We start from the raw sequence: 12,486 nt of genomic DNA on the forward strand, positions 1-12,486 counted from the left end.
GACGTGAGCGGCGCCACGAACGGGGCACCGGTCGCGAAAATTCCTCGTCCGCCGGCTCCCCGTGGGGCGGAATTTCCCCGTCCAGCGGGCCCGCGGCCGACTTCGCGGCAAGATCATCTTCGTTCAACTCTGCACGGCATGTGGGCAATTGTCCTGATCGCAGCCAACCCGTTCGTCGGGATTTCGCGGCTCCGGCAACCGCCGGATAGGCAGGACGGGACGTCAACACCCAGCGATCCAAGAGGACTTCGCATGTCCGAACTCTCCCGCCGCCGCGCCCTCGCGGCCGGGGCCGCCGTAGCGGCCGGCGGTCTTGCGGCGCAGGCCGCCCCGGCCTCCGCCGCCACCCCGGCCGCCTCCGCGGCGGTCTCCTCCGCGCCGGGTTCCGCCGCGATGGCGCCGGGGCACGACCACGGCGCGCCCGCGCCCTTCGACGAGGTCTACCGGGGCCGCCGAATAGAGGGCCGCGCCACCGCGGGCGGCCACCACGGTTCCGGATACGGCGTGTTCATCGACGGGATCGAACTGCACGTGATGCGCAACGCGGACGGCAGCTGGATCAGTGTGGTCAGCCACTACGCCCCCGTGCCGGACCCTCGGGCGGCGGCCCGTGCCGCCGTCGTGGAGCTTCAGGGCGCCCCGCTCGTCCCGTTCAGCTGACCTTCCCGCACAGGATTTCCGGAGCCTTCCGCACATGACCGTACGCAAGAACCAGGCGAGCCTCACCGCCGACGAGAAGCGGCGGCTGGTCGCCGCGTTCGTCGAGCTCAAGCGCAGCGGCCGCTACGACGCCTTCGTCACGACCCACAACGCCTTCATCATGGGCGACACCGACACCGGTGAACGGACGGGCCATCGCTCGCCGTCGTTCCTGCCCTGGCACCGTAGATTCCTCGTGGAGTTCGAACGGGCCCTGCAGTCCGTGGACTCCTCGGTCGCGCTGCCCTACTGGGACTGGACCGCCGACCGCTCCGCGCGCTCCTCGCTGTGGGGGCCGGACTTCCTCGGTGGCACGGGGCGCAGCCTGGACGGGCGGGTGATGGACGGAGCGTTCTCCGCGTCCGCCGGCAACTGGCCGATCGCCGTCCGGGTGGACACCCGCACCTATCTCCGGCGTTCCCTCGGCGAGGGTGCGCGCGCCCTGCCGACGCGGGCCGAGGTCGACTCGGTGCTCGCCCTGTCCACATACGACATGGCGCCCTGGAACAGCGCGTCGGACGGGTTCCGCAACCACCTCGAAGGATGGCGGGGCGTCAACCTCCACAACCGGGTCCATGTGTGGGTCGGCGGCCAGATGGCCACCGGAGTCTCCCCCAACGACCCGGTCTTCTGGCTGCACCACGCCTTCGTCGACAAGCTGTGGGCCGAGTGGCAGCGCCGGCATCCGGGGTCCGGCTATCTGCCGACGGGCGGCACACCGGACGTCGTCGATCTGAACGAGACGATGAAGCCCTGGAACGACGTACGCCCGGCCGATCTGCTGGACCACACGGCGTACTACACGTTCGACACCGACTGAGATCGTGGCCGGGACGGCGACGACGGCACCCGAGGGGCCGACGCCGCCTATGCGGTGCCAGGGCGGGTTTCGAAAGTCCCGTCTGGCCATCGGCGTCTGGTGCGGCACCTCGCCGCGTTGTCGGGATCGTCCGCGTACACCCAGCACTCGGACGATCTCCGCCTTGCGATGCACCGTGCCGGACGCCGCGCGCTGATCCGGCGCGAAGTGTCAGCCATCCCCTAGTCGTCGCCGGTCGTGCGGCACTCCGGGTGGCCCCAGCCCTGGGTGTTCTTGGCGATGGGGTCGCCGGCCGCGTACGAGCGGCCGCAGACACAGCGACCGGGGAACTTGGCCTTGAGGGTGCGGCCGGTGGTGGTGCGTTTTCGCGCGGGCGCGCCGCGGCGGGCCGGGGCAGCCGCCGCCGGGGCGGGCGAGGGCGGCGGCTCCGGGGAGCCGTACTCACTGCCCGCCGCCTGCTGGACGGTGGCCGCCTGGCTGGCGGCCCGGTCCGCGAAGTCGTTGAGGCGGTCGCCGTCCACCTGGTGCGCGGGGACATAGCGGAACTCGACCTCACGGCCGTCGAGCAGCGCGTCGATCCGCACGACCAGGTCCTGGTTGGCGACGGGCTTGCCCGCGGAGGTCTTCCAGCCGTTGCGCTTCCAACCGGGCAGCCAGGTCGTGACGGCCTTCATTGCGTACTGGGAGTCCATCCGGATCTCCAGCGGGACGTCCCGGTCCACGGCGGTCAACAGCCGTTCCAGCGCGGTCAGTTCGGCGACGTTGTTGGTCGCCCTGCCCAGCGGGCCGGCTTCCCAGCGGCCGGGGATCTCGTCGTCGGCGGCGACGACCCAGGCCCATCCGGCAGGTCCGGGGTTTCCCTTCGAAGCCCCGTCGCAGGCGGCCACAACTCGTACAGGCATGTCTCCGATCATGCCACGCCCCGGAGACCGCCCCGGCCCCGGGCCGGACCGAGCACCCGGACACGGGCCGAGCCGGGGGACTCGCCCGGCGCCTACACCGCGGTCATGGCCGGCATCTCGCCCTGGGTGGTGGTGACGTCGATGACGGAGAAGTTGGCGCCCTGGGGATCGCTCAGCGCCGCGACCCGGCCGAAGGGGCTGTCCATCGGACCGAACCGCAGAATCCCGCCGCGGTCCACCGCGCGCCGGACCGCGGCATCGCAGTCGTCGACGGTGAAGTACACGTTGACGTAGGGCGGGACCTCCGGCGGGAAGTCGTCCGTCATCTTCATACGGCCGAGCACGGGTGCGCCACCCAGTTCGAAGACACGGAAGTCGATCGCCTCGTCCTGGATCTGCTTGGCCTGGTACGGGAAGACCGCGGGGAAGAAGGCGTCGGACTTCTCCGGTGCGCGAGTGAAGACCTCGGCCCAGCAGTACGCGCCGGGCACCCCAACGGCCTCGAAGCCCTCGTGGGTGCCTGCCTGCCAGAGGCCGAAGACGGCACCGCTCGGGTCACGGGCCAGCGCCATGGTGCCGAAGTCGCCGACCTGCATCGGTTCCATCAGCACGTCGCCGCCGTGCTCCCGGATCCTCCGTGCCGTCGCGGTGGCGTCCGCCGCCGCGAAGTACAGGCACCAGGCGGACTGGCCCTCCTGCCCCGGCATGGGCGGTACGACCGCGGCGACCGCCTTGCCGTCGACGTAGGCCTGTGTGTAGTGGCCGTACTCCGACGACGACTCGCCGAACGTCCAGCCGAGCACGTCGCCGTAGAAGCGCTTGGCACCCTCGATGTCGCTGAACATCGCGTCCGCCCAGCAGGGCGTTCCCTCGGGCTGTACCGCCATGGCGTACGACCTTTCCCCGTTCGACGGCTCGGGCTCCGCCTCCCACCGTAGCCAGGTACCCCGCGCGTCGCGCGCCGGCCCGCACACCTGCCCGACACTGGAAGGGGGCAGTCGTCGAGCGACGGGGAGCGGGCGATGCGCGCATGGGCGGTGGACCGGCCGGGTCCCGTCGAGGGGGAGCCGCTGCGGTTCGTGGAGCGGCCGGTCCCGGTGCCGGGGACCGGCGAGTTGCTGGTGCAGGTGCGGGCGTGCGGTGTGTGCCGTACGGATCTGCATGTCGCCGAGGGCGATCTGCCGGTGCACCGGCCGGGAGTGACGCCCGGGCACGAGGTGGCGGGCGTGGTCGCCGCGGTGGGAGCGGCGGCGGGCACCTGGGCTGTCGGTGACCGGGTCGGGGTGGCGTGGCTGCGCCGTACGGACGGCACCTGCCGGTACTGCGTACGGGGAGCCGAGAACCTGTGCCCCGGCTCCGAGTACACCGGCTGGGACGCCGACGGCGGATACGCCGAGTACACGACGGTGCCCGCCGATTTCGCCTACCGGCTGCCGGCGGACGTGGACGACGTGGCGCTGGCGCCGCTGCTGTGCGCGGGCATCATCGGCTACCGGGCGCTGCTGCGGACGTCGCTGCCGCCGGGCGGGCGGCTGGGGCTGTACGGGTTCGGTGGCAGCGCGCATCTGTGCGCCCAGGTCGCGCTGGCGCAGGGGGCCACCGTGCACGTGCTGACCAGGGACGAGGCGTCACGGCGGCTGGCGCTCTCGCTGGGGTGCGCGTCGGCGGGCGGTGCCTACGATCGGCCGCCGGAGCCGCTGGACGGGGCGATCCTGTTCGCGCCGGCCGGGGAACTGGTCCCGGTGGCGCTGCGGGCGCTGGACCGCGGCGGTGTGCTGGCGGTGGCGGGCATTCATCTGAGCGACGTCCCGGTACTGCACTACGAGAGCGAGCTGTTCTACGAGAAGGAGGTGCGCAGCGTCACCTCGAACACACGGGAGAACGGCCGGGAGTTCCTGGAGCTCGCCGCCCGGTACGGCGTCCGTGCGACGACGCATCCGTACCCGCTGTCGCAGGCGCAGCGCGCTCTCGGCGACCTGAAGGCTGGACGATTCGACGGGGCGGCCGTACTGGTGAACGACCTCTGAGCGGGTCGGGCCGTGGCGCGGGTGCGAGCCCGGCCGCCCCGTGCGTGGATGGACTCGGGATGTGTTGTCGCGGAGGTGGCGCTGTGGGCGTTGAGCACGCTGCGGATCCCCAGCAGGGCCTTCAGGACGCTGTCGAGTCGATCGGTACGACCCTCGACGGGCGGAAGACGTGCGAGGAGCTGGCCGCCTATGTGTGCGCGCGCGTGTGCGACGCCGTAGCGGTGGATCTGCTGCCCGAGGACCCCCCGTCCACGCCGTCCGCCCCCGGGTCCCCGCCCGCTATGAAACGGGTGGTCACCGTGGGGCGCGCCGGGCTGCTCGGCGCGTGGAGCGCGAACGACGCCCGCCCGCTGTCGCTGCGCGCGCTGATCGAGCGGCTCCCGGTCACCGTGGCGCCGGGCAGTTCGGCGTCCGCCGGGCGGCAGGTGATGACCGTGCCGCTGCAGGGGCGCGACCGCTCGTACGGGGTGCTGCTGGGGGTGCGGCAGGGGCCGCCGTTCTCGAAGGGGGACGTCGCTCTCGCGTTCTTCGCGGCCCGGCTGGCGGCCGTGCACCTCGGGCACGCGCGCTACCACTCGGCGGTGCGCGGCACGGTGTTCCGTCTCCAGCGGGCGCTGCTGGCCGAGCCGGGGCGGCCGCATCCCAATCTGGACCTGGCCACGCGCTATCTGCCCGCGGGCGGCGGGACCCTGGTCGGCGGGGACTGGTTCGAGACGGTGCGGCTGCACTTCGGGCGGACCCTGCTGGTGATGGGCGACGTGATGGGGCACGGGCTGGACGCGGCGGTCGACATGAACGCCTACCGCTCGATGCTGCGCTACATGGCCTCCACGGATCTGCCGCCCCACCGGGTGCTGCGCCGGCTGGACGCCGCCGTCTACGAGGAGGGCACCCGCCGACCGGCCACCTGCCTGCTGGCCCAGGTGGACCCGGCGCGCGGTACGGCGTCGCTGACCAGCGCGGGGCATCTGCCGCCGGCCCTGTTCGCCGCGGACGGCACCGGCCAGTTGCTGGACGTGCCGACCGGGCCGCCGCTCGGGACCGGGCTCGGCGGCTATGAGCCGACCACGCGTCCGCTCACGCTTCAGGACACGCTGCTGCTGTTCACGGACGGTCTCGTGGAGCGCCGTGAGGAGGACATCGACGTGTCGCTGGCCCGGCTGGCCGGGCTGCGGGTGCGGCCCGGAGCCGGTGTGGAGGAGCTGCTCGCGGACGTGCTGGACCGTCTGGACGCCGGGCACGCGGAGGACGACGTGGCCGTCCTGGCGGCCCGGATCCGGCGCCGTCCGGAGATATGAGGGCCGCCGCCGACGTGGGGCCCCCTGGATGCCTGAGGGCAGGTGTCTCGGGCCCCTGCTCAGGGGGTGGGCAGGTGGAGCAGGCGGGTGATCGTGCGCAGGACGCCGTTCTCCGTGTTCGGGGGTGCCAGGTGACGGGCCCGCCGGATCACCTCCGGGTGGGCGTTGGCCATGGCGAAGGACCACTCGGCCATGTCGAGCATCTCCAGGTCGTTGAGGTAGTCCCCGAACACCAGCGTCTGCGCCGGCGTGATGTCCAGCTCCTGCTGGAGCCGGCGTAGCGCGGCGCCCTTGTTGGCGGCGGCGTTCATGATGTCGACCCAGTGCCGGCCCGAGACGACCACCTGGTGGGTCGCGGTGAGCGGCTTCAGGGCCGGGGCGGTGGTCCGCTCCACGGGGCCGAAGTCGAACAGGGCCACCTTGAGGAACTCGTCCTCGACGGCGGTGAGGTCCTCCACCGTCTCCAGCAGGGCGTAGTACCGCTCGGCCTCCGCCACGAACGCGTCGTCGGTCCGCTCCACGTACGCGGACCGCTTGCCGCACAGCACCGCCCCGACGTCGACGCCGTCGGCCGCGAGACGGCGCGTGGTGGCGACGACGCGGTGGGCCACCGCCGCGTCCAGCGGATCGGAACCGAGTTCGGCCCCGTCGCGCACCACGTAGGTGCCGTTCTCCGCGATGAAGACCATCCCCTCGCGCGCGTCGGCGAACTGCCGGGCCAGGGTCGCGTACTGGCGGCCGCTCGCCGGGCTGAACAGCACGCCGCGTCGGCGCAGTTCGGCGAGGAGCGGCCACAGGCCCTCCGGTATCCGCCCGTCGCCGTCGAGGAGCGTGCCGTCCATGTCGGTGACGACGAGCCGGATGTCGACGGGGTCGCTCGGAAGCTCGGGGGTGGTCCCGGCGGTGGCGAGCAGCGACGAGGGCGTGGAGGACATGTCCTGCTTTCTGGTGGCGGCGAGGGCGTGCGGGGGCCGCGTCCGCGTCGGAGCGTCAGTCGCTCCGGGCGTGGGTGCGCGGGGCGGGGTGACGGGGAGGGTGAGTCCGGCGTCGGCGGTCATCCGGTGCTCCCGTCCCGACGACGGGAGCGCAGGGGGCCGGAGACGATCCGGTGGGTCGGCTGCCCTGTCGGGGCCGGGCTCGGAACGGCGGCCCCGGCGAGCGCTCGGTGGATCTCCATCTCACCTCTTGCGGTCGGGTCTGTTGTCGTCGGCGCCGTTGCCTCGTCGTGGGTCATCGTAAGGGCTGCCGTCGGACCAGCGGTTTGGGGTCGCCGGGCGTCATCCCGGGTGCCATGGATCCCGGGCCTGTCAAGACATCAGTACTTAAGTTCATCTGGTCGAGTGAACTAGATCTTGTCAGGCCGGCCGTAGGGATGTTTTCGCCCGGGGCGGGGTATCTACGCAGATCAACGCATACTCCCCTGCCGAGGAGGAGCCGGCCATGTCCTCCGAACCGGTGGCGGCGAACCCCTTCGCCCGCAGTTACACCCTCGGCCCGTACACGGTGGTCGAGGTGTCGGGCGAGATCGACATGGCGACGGCGGGCTCCGTGGCCGAGCACCTGGAGGCAGCCACGGGCCGGCCCGCGCCCGACGTGCTCGTCGACCTGCGGCCGGTCGTCTTCTTCGACTGCTCGGGCCTGCGCGCGCTGTGCCGGGCGGAGTCCAGGGCTCGGGAGCACGGCGGGCGGCTGCGCCTGGTCTCGGACCGGCCCCGCGTCCACCGTCTGCTGCGCGCGGCGGGCCTGCTCAGACGGTTCCCCCCGCTCGCCACGATGCCGGGTCCGCAGCCGTCGCCGGAGGGGACGGGGGGAGACGGAGCGCAGCCCTCACCCGGAGGGGATCCGCACGGTGCGGCCTGATGTCCGAGAGGCGCCGCTCAACACGTGTTGCACCTCGTCAGTCCGACATGGTCGGTGCATGCTCGGCCGAGGGCACCCCTGCCGCGATGAGTTCCGGACGGGTCGGGAGTCTGTTCCGGTGACCGTCGTAGGACGGCGTAGAACGCCGCCTGGCACGAGACACCGCGGAGGACACCATGACGACCACGCCGGACGACCCGACCGCGCTGCCCGGCCGCCCGCCCGTCGTCGACCTGGCCACCTGGCAGGCCGCCCGTGACGAGCTGCTGGTCCGCGAGAAGGCCCACACCCGCGAGGGCGACGCCCTCGCCGCGGCCCGCCGCCGGCTGCCGATGGTGGAGCTCGACGGGACGGTCGAGGTCGTCGGACCCGACGGCCCGGTCCCGTTCCTGGACCTGTTCCAGGGCCGCGACGAGCTCGTGGTCTACAAGCACATGTGGTACGACGGCGCGCCGCACCAGGGGCAGTGCGAGGGCTGCACGACCACGGCCTGGCACCTGAAGGACGCCGTCTACCTCAACGCCCGCGGCGTCTCGTTCGCCGTCCTGACCACGGGCCGCCCGGACGAGGTGGCCTCCTACGTCGAGTTCATGGGCTACACCCAGCCCTGGTACTCGGTGCGCGACGTGGCCGCACCGGTCGGCGGCGACATGGGCTACCTCGCCTGCTTCCTGCGCGACGGCGACCGCGTGTTCCTCACCTACTCCACGACGGGCCGCGGCAACGAGCGGGTCAACGGGTCCCTCGGCCTGCTCGACATGACGCCCTGCGGTCGCGGCGAGGCGTGGGAGGACAACCCCGAGGGCCGGCCGGAGGGGCGCGGCCCGTGCTGGTCCTGGCGCTCGGACGCGAACGGGACCGCAACCTGGGGTCCGACCAGCCGCCCCGTGCCGCAGTGGACACGCCCCGGCGCGACCCCCGTGGAGACCCTCGGCCGGCACGGCCACCACCGCTGACCCGCGGCATCTTCGTCGAAGCAGAACCGCGATCCGCGACACAGACGCTCCGCGACATCCGGCCACACGTCAGACCCTCGGCCCGGCCACGGGCGGCGCCCGGAAAGGCCTCGGTCGTATACGACTTCACCCCGCTGCGACACGCGCAGCGGGGTGACGGTCCGTCAAGGACACAAGATTCCGGAGACCGGCCGGATGGCCCCACTCCTTCCGGCCGGTCCCCGCTGCGAGATCTCACGGTCGCCGCGACTGGGCTCGCACTCCCCAGTTACAAGCCCGCGGTCCACGCTCGCGATGACCGCGCGATCCCGGCTCTCAGAACGCGAAGAGCGCAGTCCCGTAGGAGCTCTTCACGCACTCGTTGGCGAAGGTGCGTTCGTAGTCGACGCGCTTGCCCTGCCATACGCCTTGCACGGTGACGACGACGGGGTCGTACAACTTCGTGCAGAAGACGCCTTCTCGGGCCCGCAGAGCGTCGAGGTCGCCGTTGACGGCACGCAGGTCGGCGCACGCGTCAGCGGCGGCCGGGTGCGTGCCCGAGGCGGCCGGCGCGCAGGTCAGCGTGACCGCTCGCTGCGGTGTGGCGGTGGCGGTGCTCTGCCCGTGACCCGTGGTCAGGACCAGGGCCGAGGGGGCGTACAACGAGGCAGGGGTGGCGTTCGGGGCGGCGAGCGCGGTCCCCGCGATGGGGCCGCAGACGGCGGTGGCCGTGAGGGTGAGGGTCGCTGCCCAGCGCGCGGTGTTCGGCATTGTGTGCATCCTTCCGCTCGATTGAAGTGACGTTTCAGCTTCGACAACACGTAGGCCGGAGCCGCAACGTCCGGTGCCGGTTCGGCGATCGGGAGTCTGCCGAGTCCGCGCCGGAAACTCACATCGACCCCCTGCGTTTCGGTAACTTTGAGTATTGAATCAGTGGCGTGAAGTCACATAATTCGCACACTCACCCCTTGAAACTGCGCGGTTACGGCTTGTCCCGGACCGCCGACTGGCCGGTTTCCCGTGGCTCGGCAATCGGCCTGAAACATTCCGTTTACAGGTTCCGGTAAGCGCTGTCTTCAGCTGCCGCCCCCAGAGCCCCGGAACGGGCCCCTGGGCCCCCGCCCAACGATCCACCCCCGGGCCGGAAGTCACCTTGACCCACAACCGTGGCGGCCGGGGGTCGAGGCGGCAGTCTCCCGGCTACGGCCCCCGCCGCAGGGCGGCGGGCCCTGAGGAGTCCACTCGGCCGCCCCTGGCGTGCCCCGCCCCGGTCCATCCGCCGTCCACCGTGCCGCCCGCCGGGGGCGGTCCGGTGACCGTGACGCGCGCGGGGCGCAGCAGCCGGTCGCCCACCCGATAGCCGGGACCGAGGATCTCGGTGCAGATCAGGCACTCCGTGTCCGTGGCGACGACATGGGTCACCGCCTCGTGGCACATGGGGTCGAAGGGGTCGCCCTCCGCCCCGAACGCCTGCAGGCCCAGGGAGCCCAACTGGGTCTCCAGCACATCGACGACGGCCCTGAGACCGGGAGGCATGGCCTCCTCCTGCCTGCGGGCCGCCTCCACGGCGTCGAGCACGGGCAGCAGCGCCCGCAGCACGTTCTCCGTGGCGATCTCACGCACCGCCACACGGTCGCGCCGCACCTGCTTGCGGTAGTTGTCGTACTCCGCCTTGACCCGCTGCAGATCGGCGGTGCGCTCGCCCAGCAGACGTCGCAACTCCGTGCTCTGCGGCTGGATCCGGTCCACGATCAGCCCGCCCGCGAGGTGTCGTCGTCATCCACGATCTCGGCGTCCACGACGTCGTCGCCGTCCTTGGCGCCACTGTCGGCCGCGCTCTGCTCCGAGGCCGTGCCGCCCTCGGTGCGCGCCCGCTCGTACAGGGCGCTGCCGATCTTCTGTGCCGCCGTGGCCGCCTTGTCCACGGTCCGGCGGATCTCCGCGCTGTCCTCGCCCTTCAGCGCCTCCTTCAGCTCGGCCAGGGCGCTCTCCGTCTCGCTGCGCACATCCCCCGGGATCCTGTCACCGTTGTCCTTGATGAGCTTCTCGGTCTGGTAGACGAGTTGCTCGCCCTGGTTACGGGTCTCGGCCGCCTCGCGCCGCTTGCGGTCCTCCTCGGCGTGCTGCTCGGCCTCGCGGACCATGCGGTCGATGGAGTCCTTCGGCAGCGCGGAGCCGCCGGTGACGGTCATCTTCTGCTCCTTGCCGGTGCCGAGGTCCTTCGCCGTGACGTGCATGATGCCGTTGGCGTCGATGTCGAAGGACACCTCGATCTGCGGGACGCCACGCGGCGCCGGCGGCAGACCGGTCAGCTCGAACATGCCGAGCTTCTTGTTGTACGCCGCGATCTCGCGCTCGCCCTGGTAGACCTGGATCTGCACGGACGGCTGGTTGTCCTCGGCCGTGGTGAAGATCTCGGACCGCTTGGTCGGGATCGTGGTGTTGCGCTCGATGAGCTTGGTCATGATGCCGCCCTTGGTCTCGATACCGAGGGACAGCGGGGTCACGTCGAGGAGCAGGACGTCCTTGACCTCACCCTTGAGGACACCGGCCTGGAGCGAGGCGCCGACGGCGACGACCTCGTCCGGGTTCACGCCCTTGTGCGGCTCCTTGCCCGTCAGCTCCCTGACCAGGTCCGTCACGGCGGGCATCCGGGTCGAGCCGCCCACGAGGATCACGTGGTCGACGTCGGACACCTTGATCCCGGCGTCCTTGACCGCCTGGTGGAAGGGGTTCCTGCAGCGGTCCAGCAGATCGGCCGTGAGCTGCTGGAACTGGGCGCGGGTGAGCTTCTCGTCCAGGTGCAGCGGCCCCTCCGACGAGGCCGTCACATAGGGCAGGTTGATGGTCGTCTCGGACGAACTCGACAGCTCGATCTTGGCCTTCTCCGCTGCCTCGCGCAGTCGCTGCACCGCCATCTTGTCCTGGGAGAGATCGATGCCGTAGCCGTTCTTGAACTGCTTGACCAGGTGGTCGACGACCCGCTGGTCCCAGTCGTCACCGCCGAGGTGGGTGTCACCGTTGGTGGCCTTCACCTCGATGACTCCCTCGCCCATCTCCAGCAGCGACACGTCGAAGGTGCCGCCGCCGAGGTCGAAGACGAGGACCGTCTGGTCGTTCTCCTTGTCGAGTCCGTACGCGAGCGCGGCCGCCGTCGGCTCGTTGATGATCCGCAGGACGTTCAGGCCGGCGATCTCCCCGGCCTCCTTGGTGGCCTGCCGCTGGGAGTCGTCGAAGTACGCGGGGACGGTGATCACCGCGTCGGTGACGTCCTCGCCGAGGTAGGCCTCCGCGTCCCTCTTCAGCTTCTGCAGCACCCGCGCGGAGATCTCCTGTGCGGTGTACTTCTTGCCGTCGATGGTGCCGCTGTCCGGGAAGCGCCACGACTGGTCGCCCACGTGGCGTTTGACGGACCGCGCGGTGCGCTCGACGTTGGTCACCGCCTGCCGCTTGGCGACCTCGCCGACCAGCACCTCGCCGTTCTTGGCGAAGGCCACGACCGACGGCGTGGTCCGGGCGCCCTCGGTGTTGGTGATGACTGTGGGCTCGCCGCCCTCCAGGACCGAGACCACCGAGTTCGTGGTGCCGAGGTCGATACCGACCGGACGTGCCATGGGACCCTGCCTCCTCGTCTCCCGATAGCCTTTCGGGCTGCGGTTTTTGTCCTGGTTTCCTATCTGTCTGAATAAAACTTGAGCGGCCCCCTGTCAAGGTGACTCCTGCCCGACGGCGCCACGCGACGCCGTCCGGACCGGCGACGGCACCTTCGTCTCTCTCATCTCCTTCGTCTCTTTCATCGTCTGCCCTGATCGGGCAGACGGCGATCCGGCCCCTTCCCCCGGCCGAGGACACGACGCCTCTCCCCGGACGAGGGGCTATGGAGGAACCATCCATCCGGAGCACGAAAGTTGGATGAAGCATCCTCTGGTGCGGGCCGTGTGGGGC

General features: G+C 71.4%; 12 protein-coding genes. 6 read left to right on the forward strand and 6 right to left on the reverse strand.

The genetic code is table 11. From position 1 onward, the window contains the following. The first annotated feature begins 252 nt into the window (after positions 1-252). Positions 253-660, forward strand: a complete 408-nt coding sequence (locus tag ACFY2Z_RS11690; protein WP_390743989.1) for a tyrosinase cofactor — start codon at positions 253-255, stop codon at positions 658-660. A gap of 34 nt (positions 661-694) precedes the next feature. After that, positions 695-1,519, forward strand: a complete 825-nt coding sequence (locus ACFY2Z_RS11695) for a tyrosinase family protein (protein WP_390743990.1) — start codon at positions 695-697, stop codon at positions 1,517-1,519. A 221-nt stretch (positions 1,520-1,740) separates the two neighbouring features. On the opposite strand, the gene ACFY2Z_RS11700 is transcribed toward ACFY2Z_RS11695, so the two are convergent. Both ACFY2Z_RS11700 and ACFY2Z_RS11705 read right to left on the reverse strand, forming a co-directional pair. Beyond that, positions 1,741-2,433, reverse strand: coding sequence for a ribonuclease H (locus ACFY2Z_RS11700; RefSeq protein ID WP_390743991.1), 693 nt, complete (start codon positions 2,431-2,433; stop codon positions 1,741-1,743). An 80-nt stretch (positions 2,434-2,513) separates the two neighbouring features. Continuing rightward, a complete protein-coding gene (locus ACFY2Z_RS11705) occupies positions 2,514-3,308 on the reverse strand; it encodes a VOC family protein (RefSeq protein WP_390743992.1) in 795 nt (264 codons plus the stop codon). A gap of 135 nt (positions 3,309-3,443) precedes the next feature. On the opposite strand from ACFY2Z_RS11705, the gene ACFY2Z_RS11710 reads away from it, so the two are divergent. Together ACFY2Z_RS11710 and ACFY2Z_RS11715 are read left to right on the forward strand one after the other, a co-directional pair. Beyond that, a complete protein-coding gene (locus ACFY2Z_RS11710; protein ID WP_390743993.1) occupies positions 3,444-4,448 on the forward strand; it encodes a zinc-binding alcohol dehydrogenase family protein in 1,005 nt (334 codons plus the stop codon). Between the two features lie 83 nt (positions 4,449-4,531). Continuing rightward, a complete protein-coding gene (locus tag ACFY2Z_RS11715) occupies positions 4,532-5,746 on the forward strand; it encodes a PP2C family protein-serine/threonine phosphatase (protein ID WP_390743994.1) in 1,215 nt (404 codons plus the stop codon). Positions 5,747-5,805: 59 nt separating this feature from the next. Here the strand turns inward: ACFY2Z_RS11715 and ACFY2Z_RS11720 are convergent, their stop codons facing one another. Then, positions 5,806-6,681: a Cof-type HAD-IIB family hydrolase gene (locus tag ACFY2Z_RS11720; RefSeq protein ID WP_390744082.1), complete on the reverse strand. Its 876-nt coding sequence runs from the start codon at positions 6,679-6,681 to the stop codon at positions 5,806-5,808. A gap of 505 nt (positions 6,682-7,186) precedes the next feature. On the opposite strand from ACFY2Z_RS11720, the gene ACFY2Z_RS11725 reads away from it, so the two are divergent. Together ACFY2Z_RS11725 and ACFY2Z_RS11730 are read left to right on the forward strand one after the other, a co-directional pair. Next, the gene (locus ACFY2Z_RS11725) at positions 7,187-7,606 is read left to right on the forward strand and encodes an STAS domain-containing protein (RefSeq protein ID WP_390743995.1); all 420 of its coding nucleotides are present in this window, start codon (positions 7,187-7,189) and stop codon (positions 7,604-7,606) included. Between the two features lie 176 nt (positions 7,607-7,782). Beyond that, entirely contained in the window at positions 7,783-8,562 is a 780-nt protein-coding gene (locus tag ACFY2Z_RS11730; RefSeq protein WP_390743996.1) for a DUF899 domain-containing protein, read from the forward strand. A 315-nt stretch (positions 8,563-8,877) separates the two neighbouring features. Here the strand turns inward: ACFY2Z_RS11730 and ACFY2Z_RS11735 are convergent, their stop codons facing one another. From ACFY2Z_RS11735 to dnaK, 3 genes are all read right to left on the reverse strand, one after another. Next, positions 8,878-9,312, reverse strand: coding sequence for a protease inhibitor (locus ACFY2Z_RS11735; RefSeq protein WP_390743997.1), 435 nt, complete (start codon positions 9,310-9,312; stop codon positions 8,878-8,880). Between the two features lie 429 nt (positions 9,313-9,741). After that, positions 9,742-10,290: a nucleotide exchange factor GrpE gene (grpE, locus tag ACFY2Z_RS11740; RefSeq protein ID WP_390743998.1), complete on the reverse strand. Its 549-nt coding sequence runs from the start codon at positions 10,288-10,290 to the stop codon at positions 9,742-9,744. Between the two features lie 2 nt (positions 10,291-10,292). Then, a complete protein-coding gene (gene dnaK / locus ACFY2Z_RS11745; RefSeq protein WP_390743999.1) occupies positions 10,293-12,155 on the reverse strand; it encodes a molecular chaperone DnaK in 1,863 nt (620 codons plus the stop codon). Positions 12,156-12,486: the final 331 nt, after the last annotated feature.

The organism is Streptomyces sp. NPDC001222 (assembly GCF_042896945.1).
In the GTDB taxonomy this organism is placed as follows: Bacteria; Actinomycetota; Actinomycetes; order Streptomycetales; family Streptomycetaceae; genus Streptomyces; species Streptomyces gibsoniae.

Bases quoted from the DNA above. Each gene is read 5' to 3' on its own strand.
- ACFY2Z_RS11690 (WP_390743989.1), top strand. From the start codon at position 253: ATGTCCGAACTCTCCCGCCGCCGCGCCCTCGCGGCCGGGGCCGCCGTA.
- ACFY2Z_RS11695 (WP_390743990.1), top strand. From the start codon at position 695: ATGACCGTACGCAAGAACCAGGCGAGCCTCACCGCCGACGAGAAGCGG.
- ACFY2Z_RS11700 (WP_390743991.1), bottom strand. From the start codon at position 2,433: ATGATCGGAGACATGCCTGTACGAGTTGTGGCCGCCTGCGACGGGGCT.
- ACFY2Z_RS11705 (WP_390743992.1), bottom strand. From the start codon at position 3,308: ATGGCGGTACAGCCCGAGGGAACGCCCTGCTGGGCGGACGCGATGTTC.
- ACFY2Z_RS11710 (WP_390743993.1), top strand. From the start codon at position 3,444: ATGCGCGCATGGGCGGTGGACCGGCCGGGTCCCGTCGAGGGGGAGCCG.
- ACFY2Z_RS11720 (WP_390744082.1), bottom strand. From the start codon at position 6,681: ATGTCCTCCACGCCCTCGTCGCTGCTCGCCACCGCCGGGACCACCCCC.
- ACFY2Z_RS11725 (WP_390743995.1), top strand. From the start codon at position 7,187: ATGTCCTCCGAACCGGTGGCGGCGAACCCCTTCGCCCGCAGTTACACC.
- ACFY2Z_RS11730 (WP_390743996.1), top strand. From the start codon at position 7,783: ATGACGACCACGCCGGACGACCCGACCGCGCTGCCCGGCCGCCCGCCC.
- ACFY2Z_RS11735 (WP_390743997.1), bottom strand. From the start codon at position 9,312: ATGCCGAACACCGCGCGCTGGGCAGCGACCCTCACCCTCACGGCCACC.
- dnaK (WP_390743999.1), bottom strand. From the start codon at position 12,155: ATGGCACGTCCGGTCGGTATCGACCTCGGCACCACGAACTCGGTGGTC.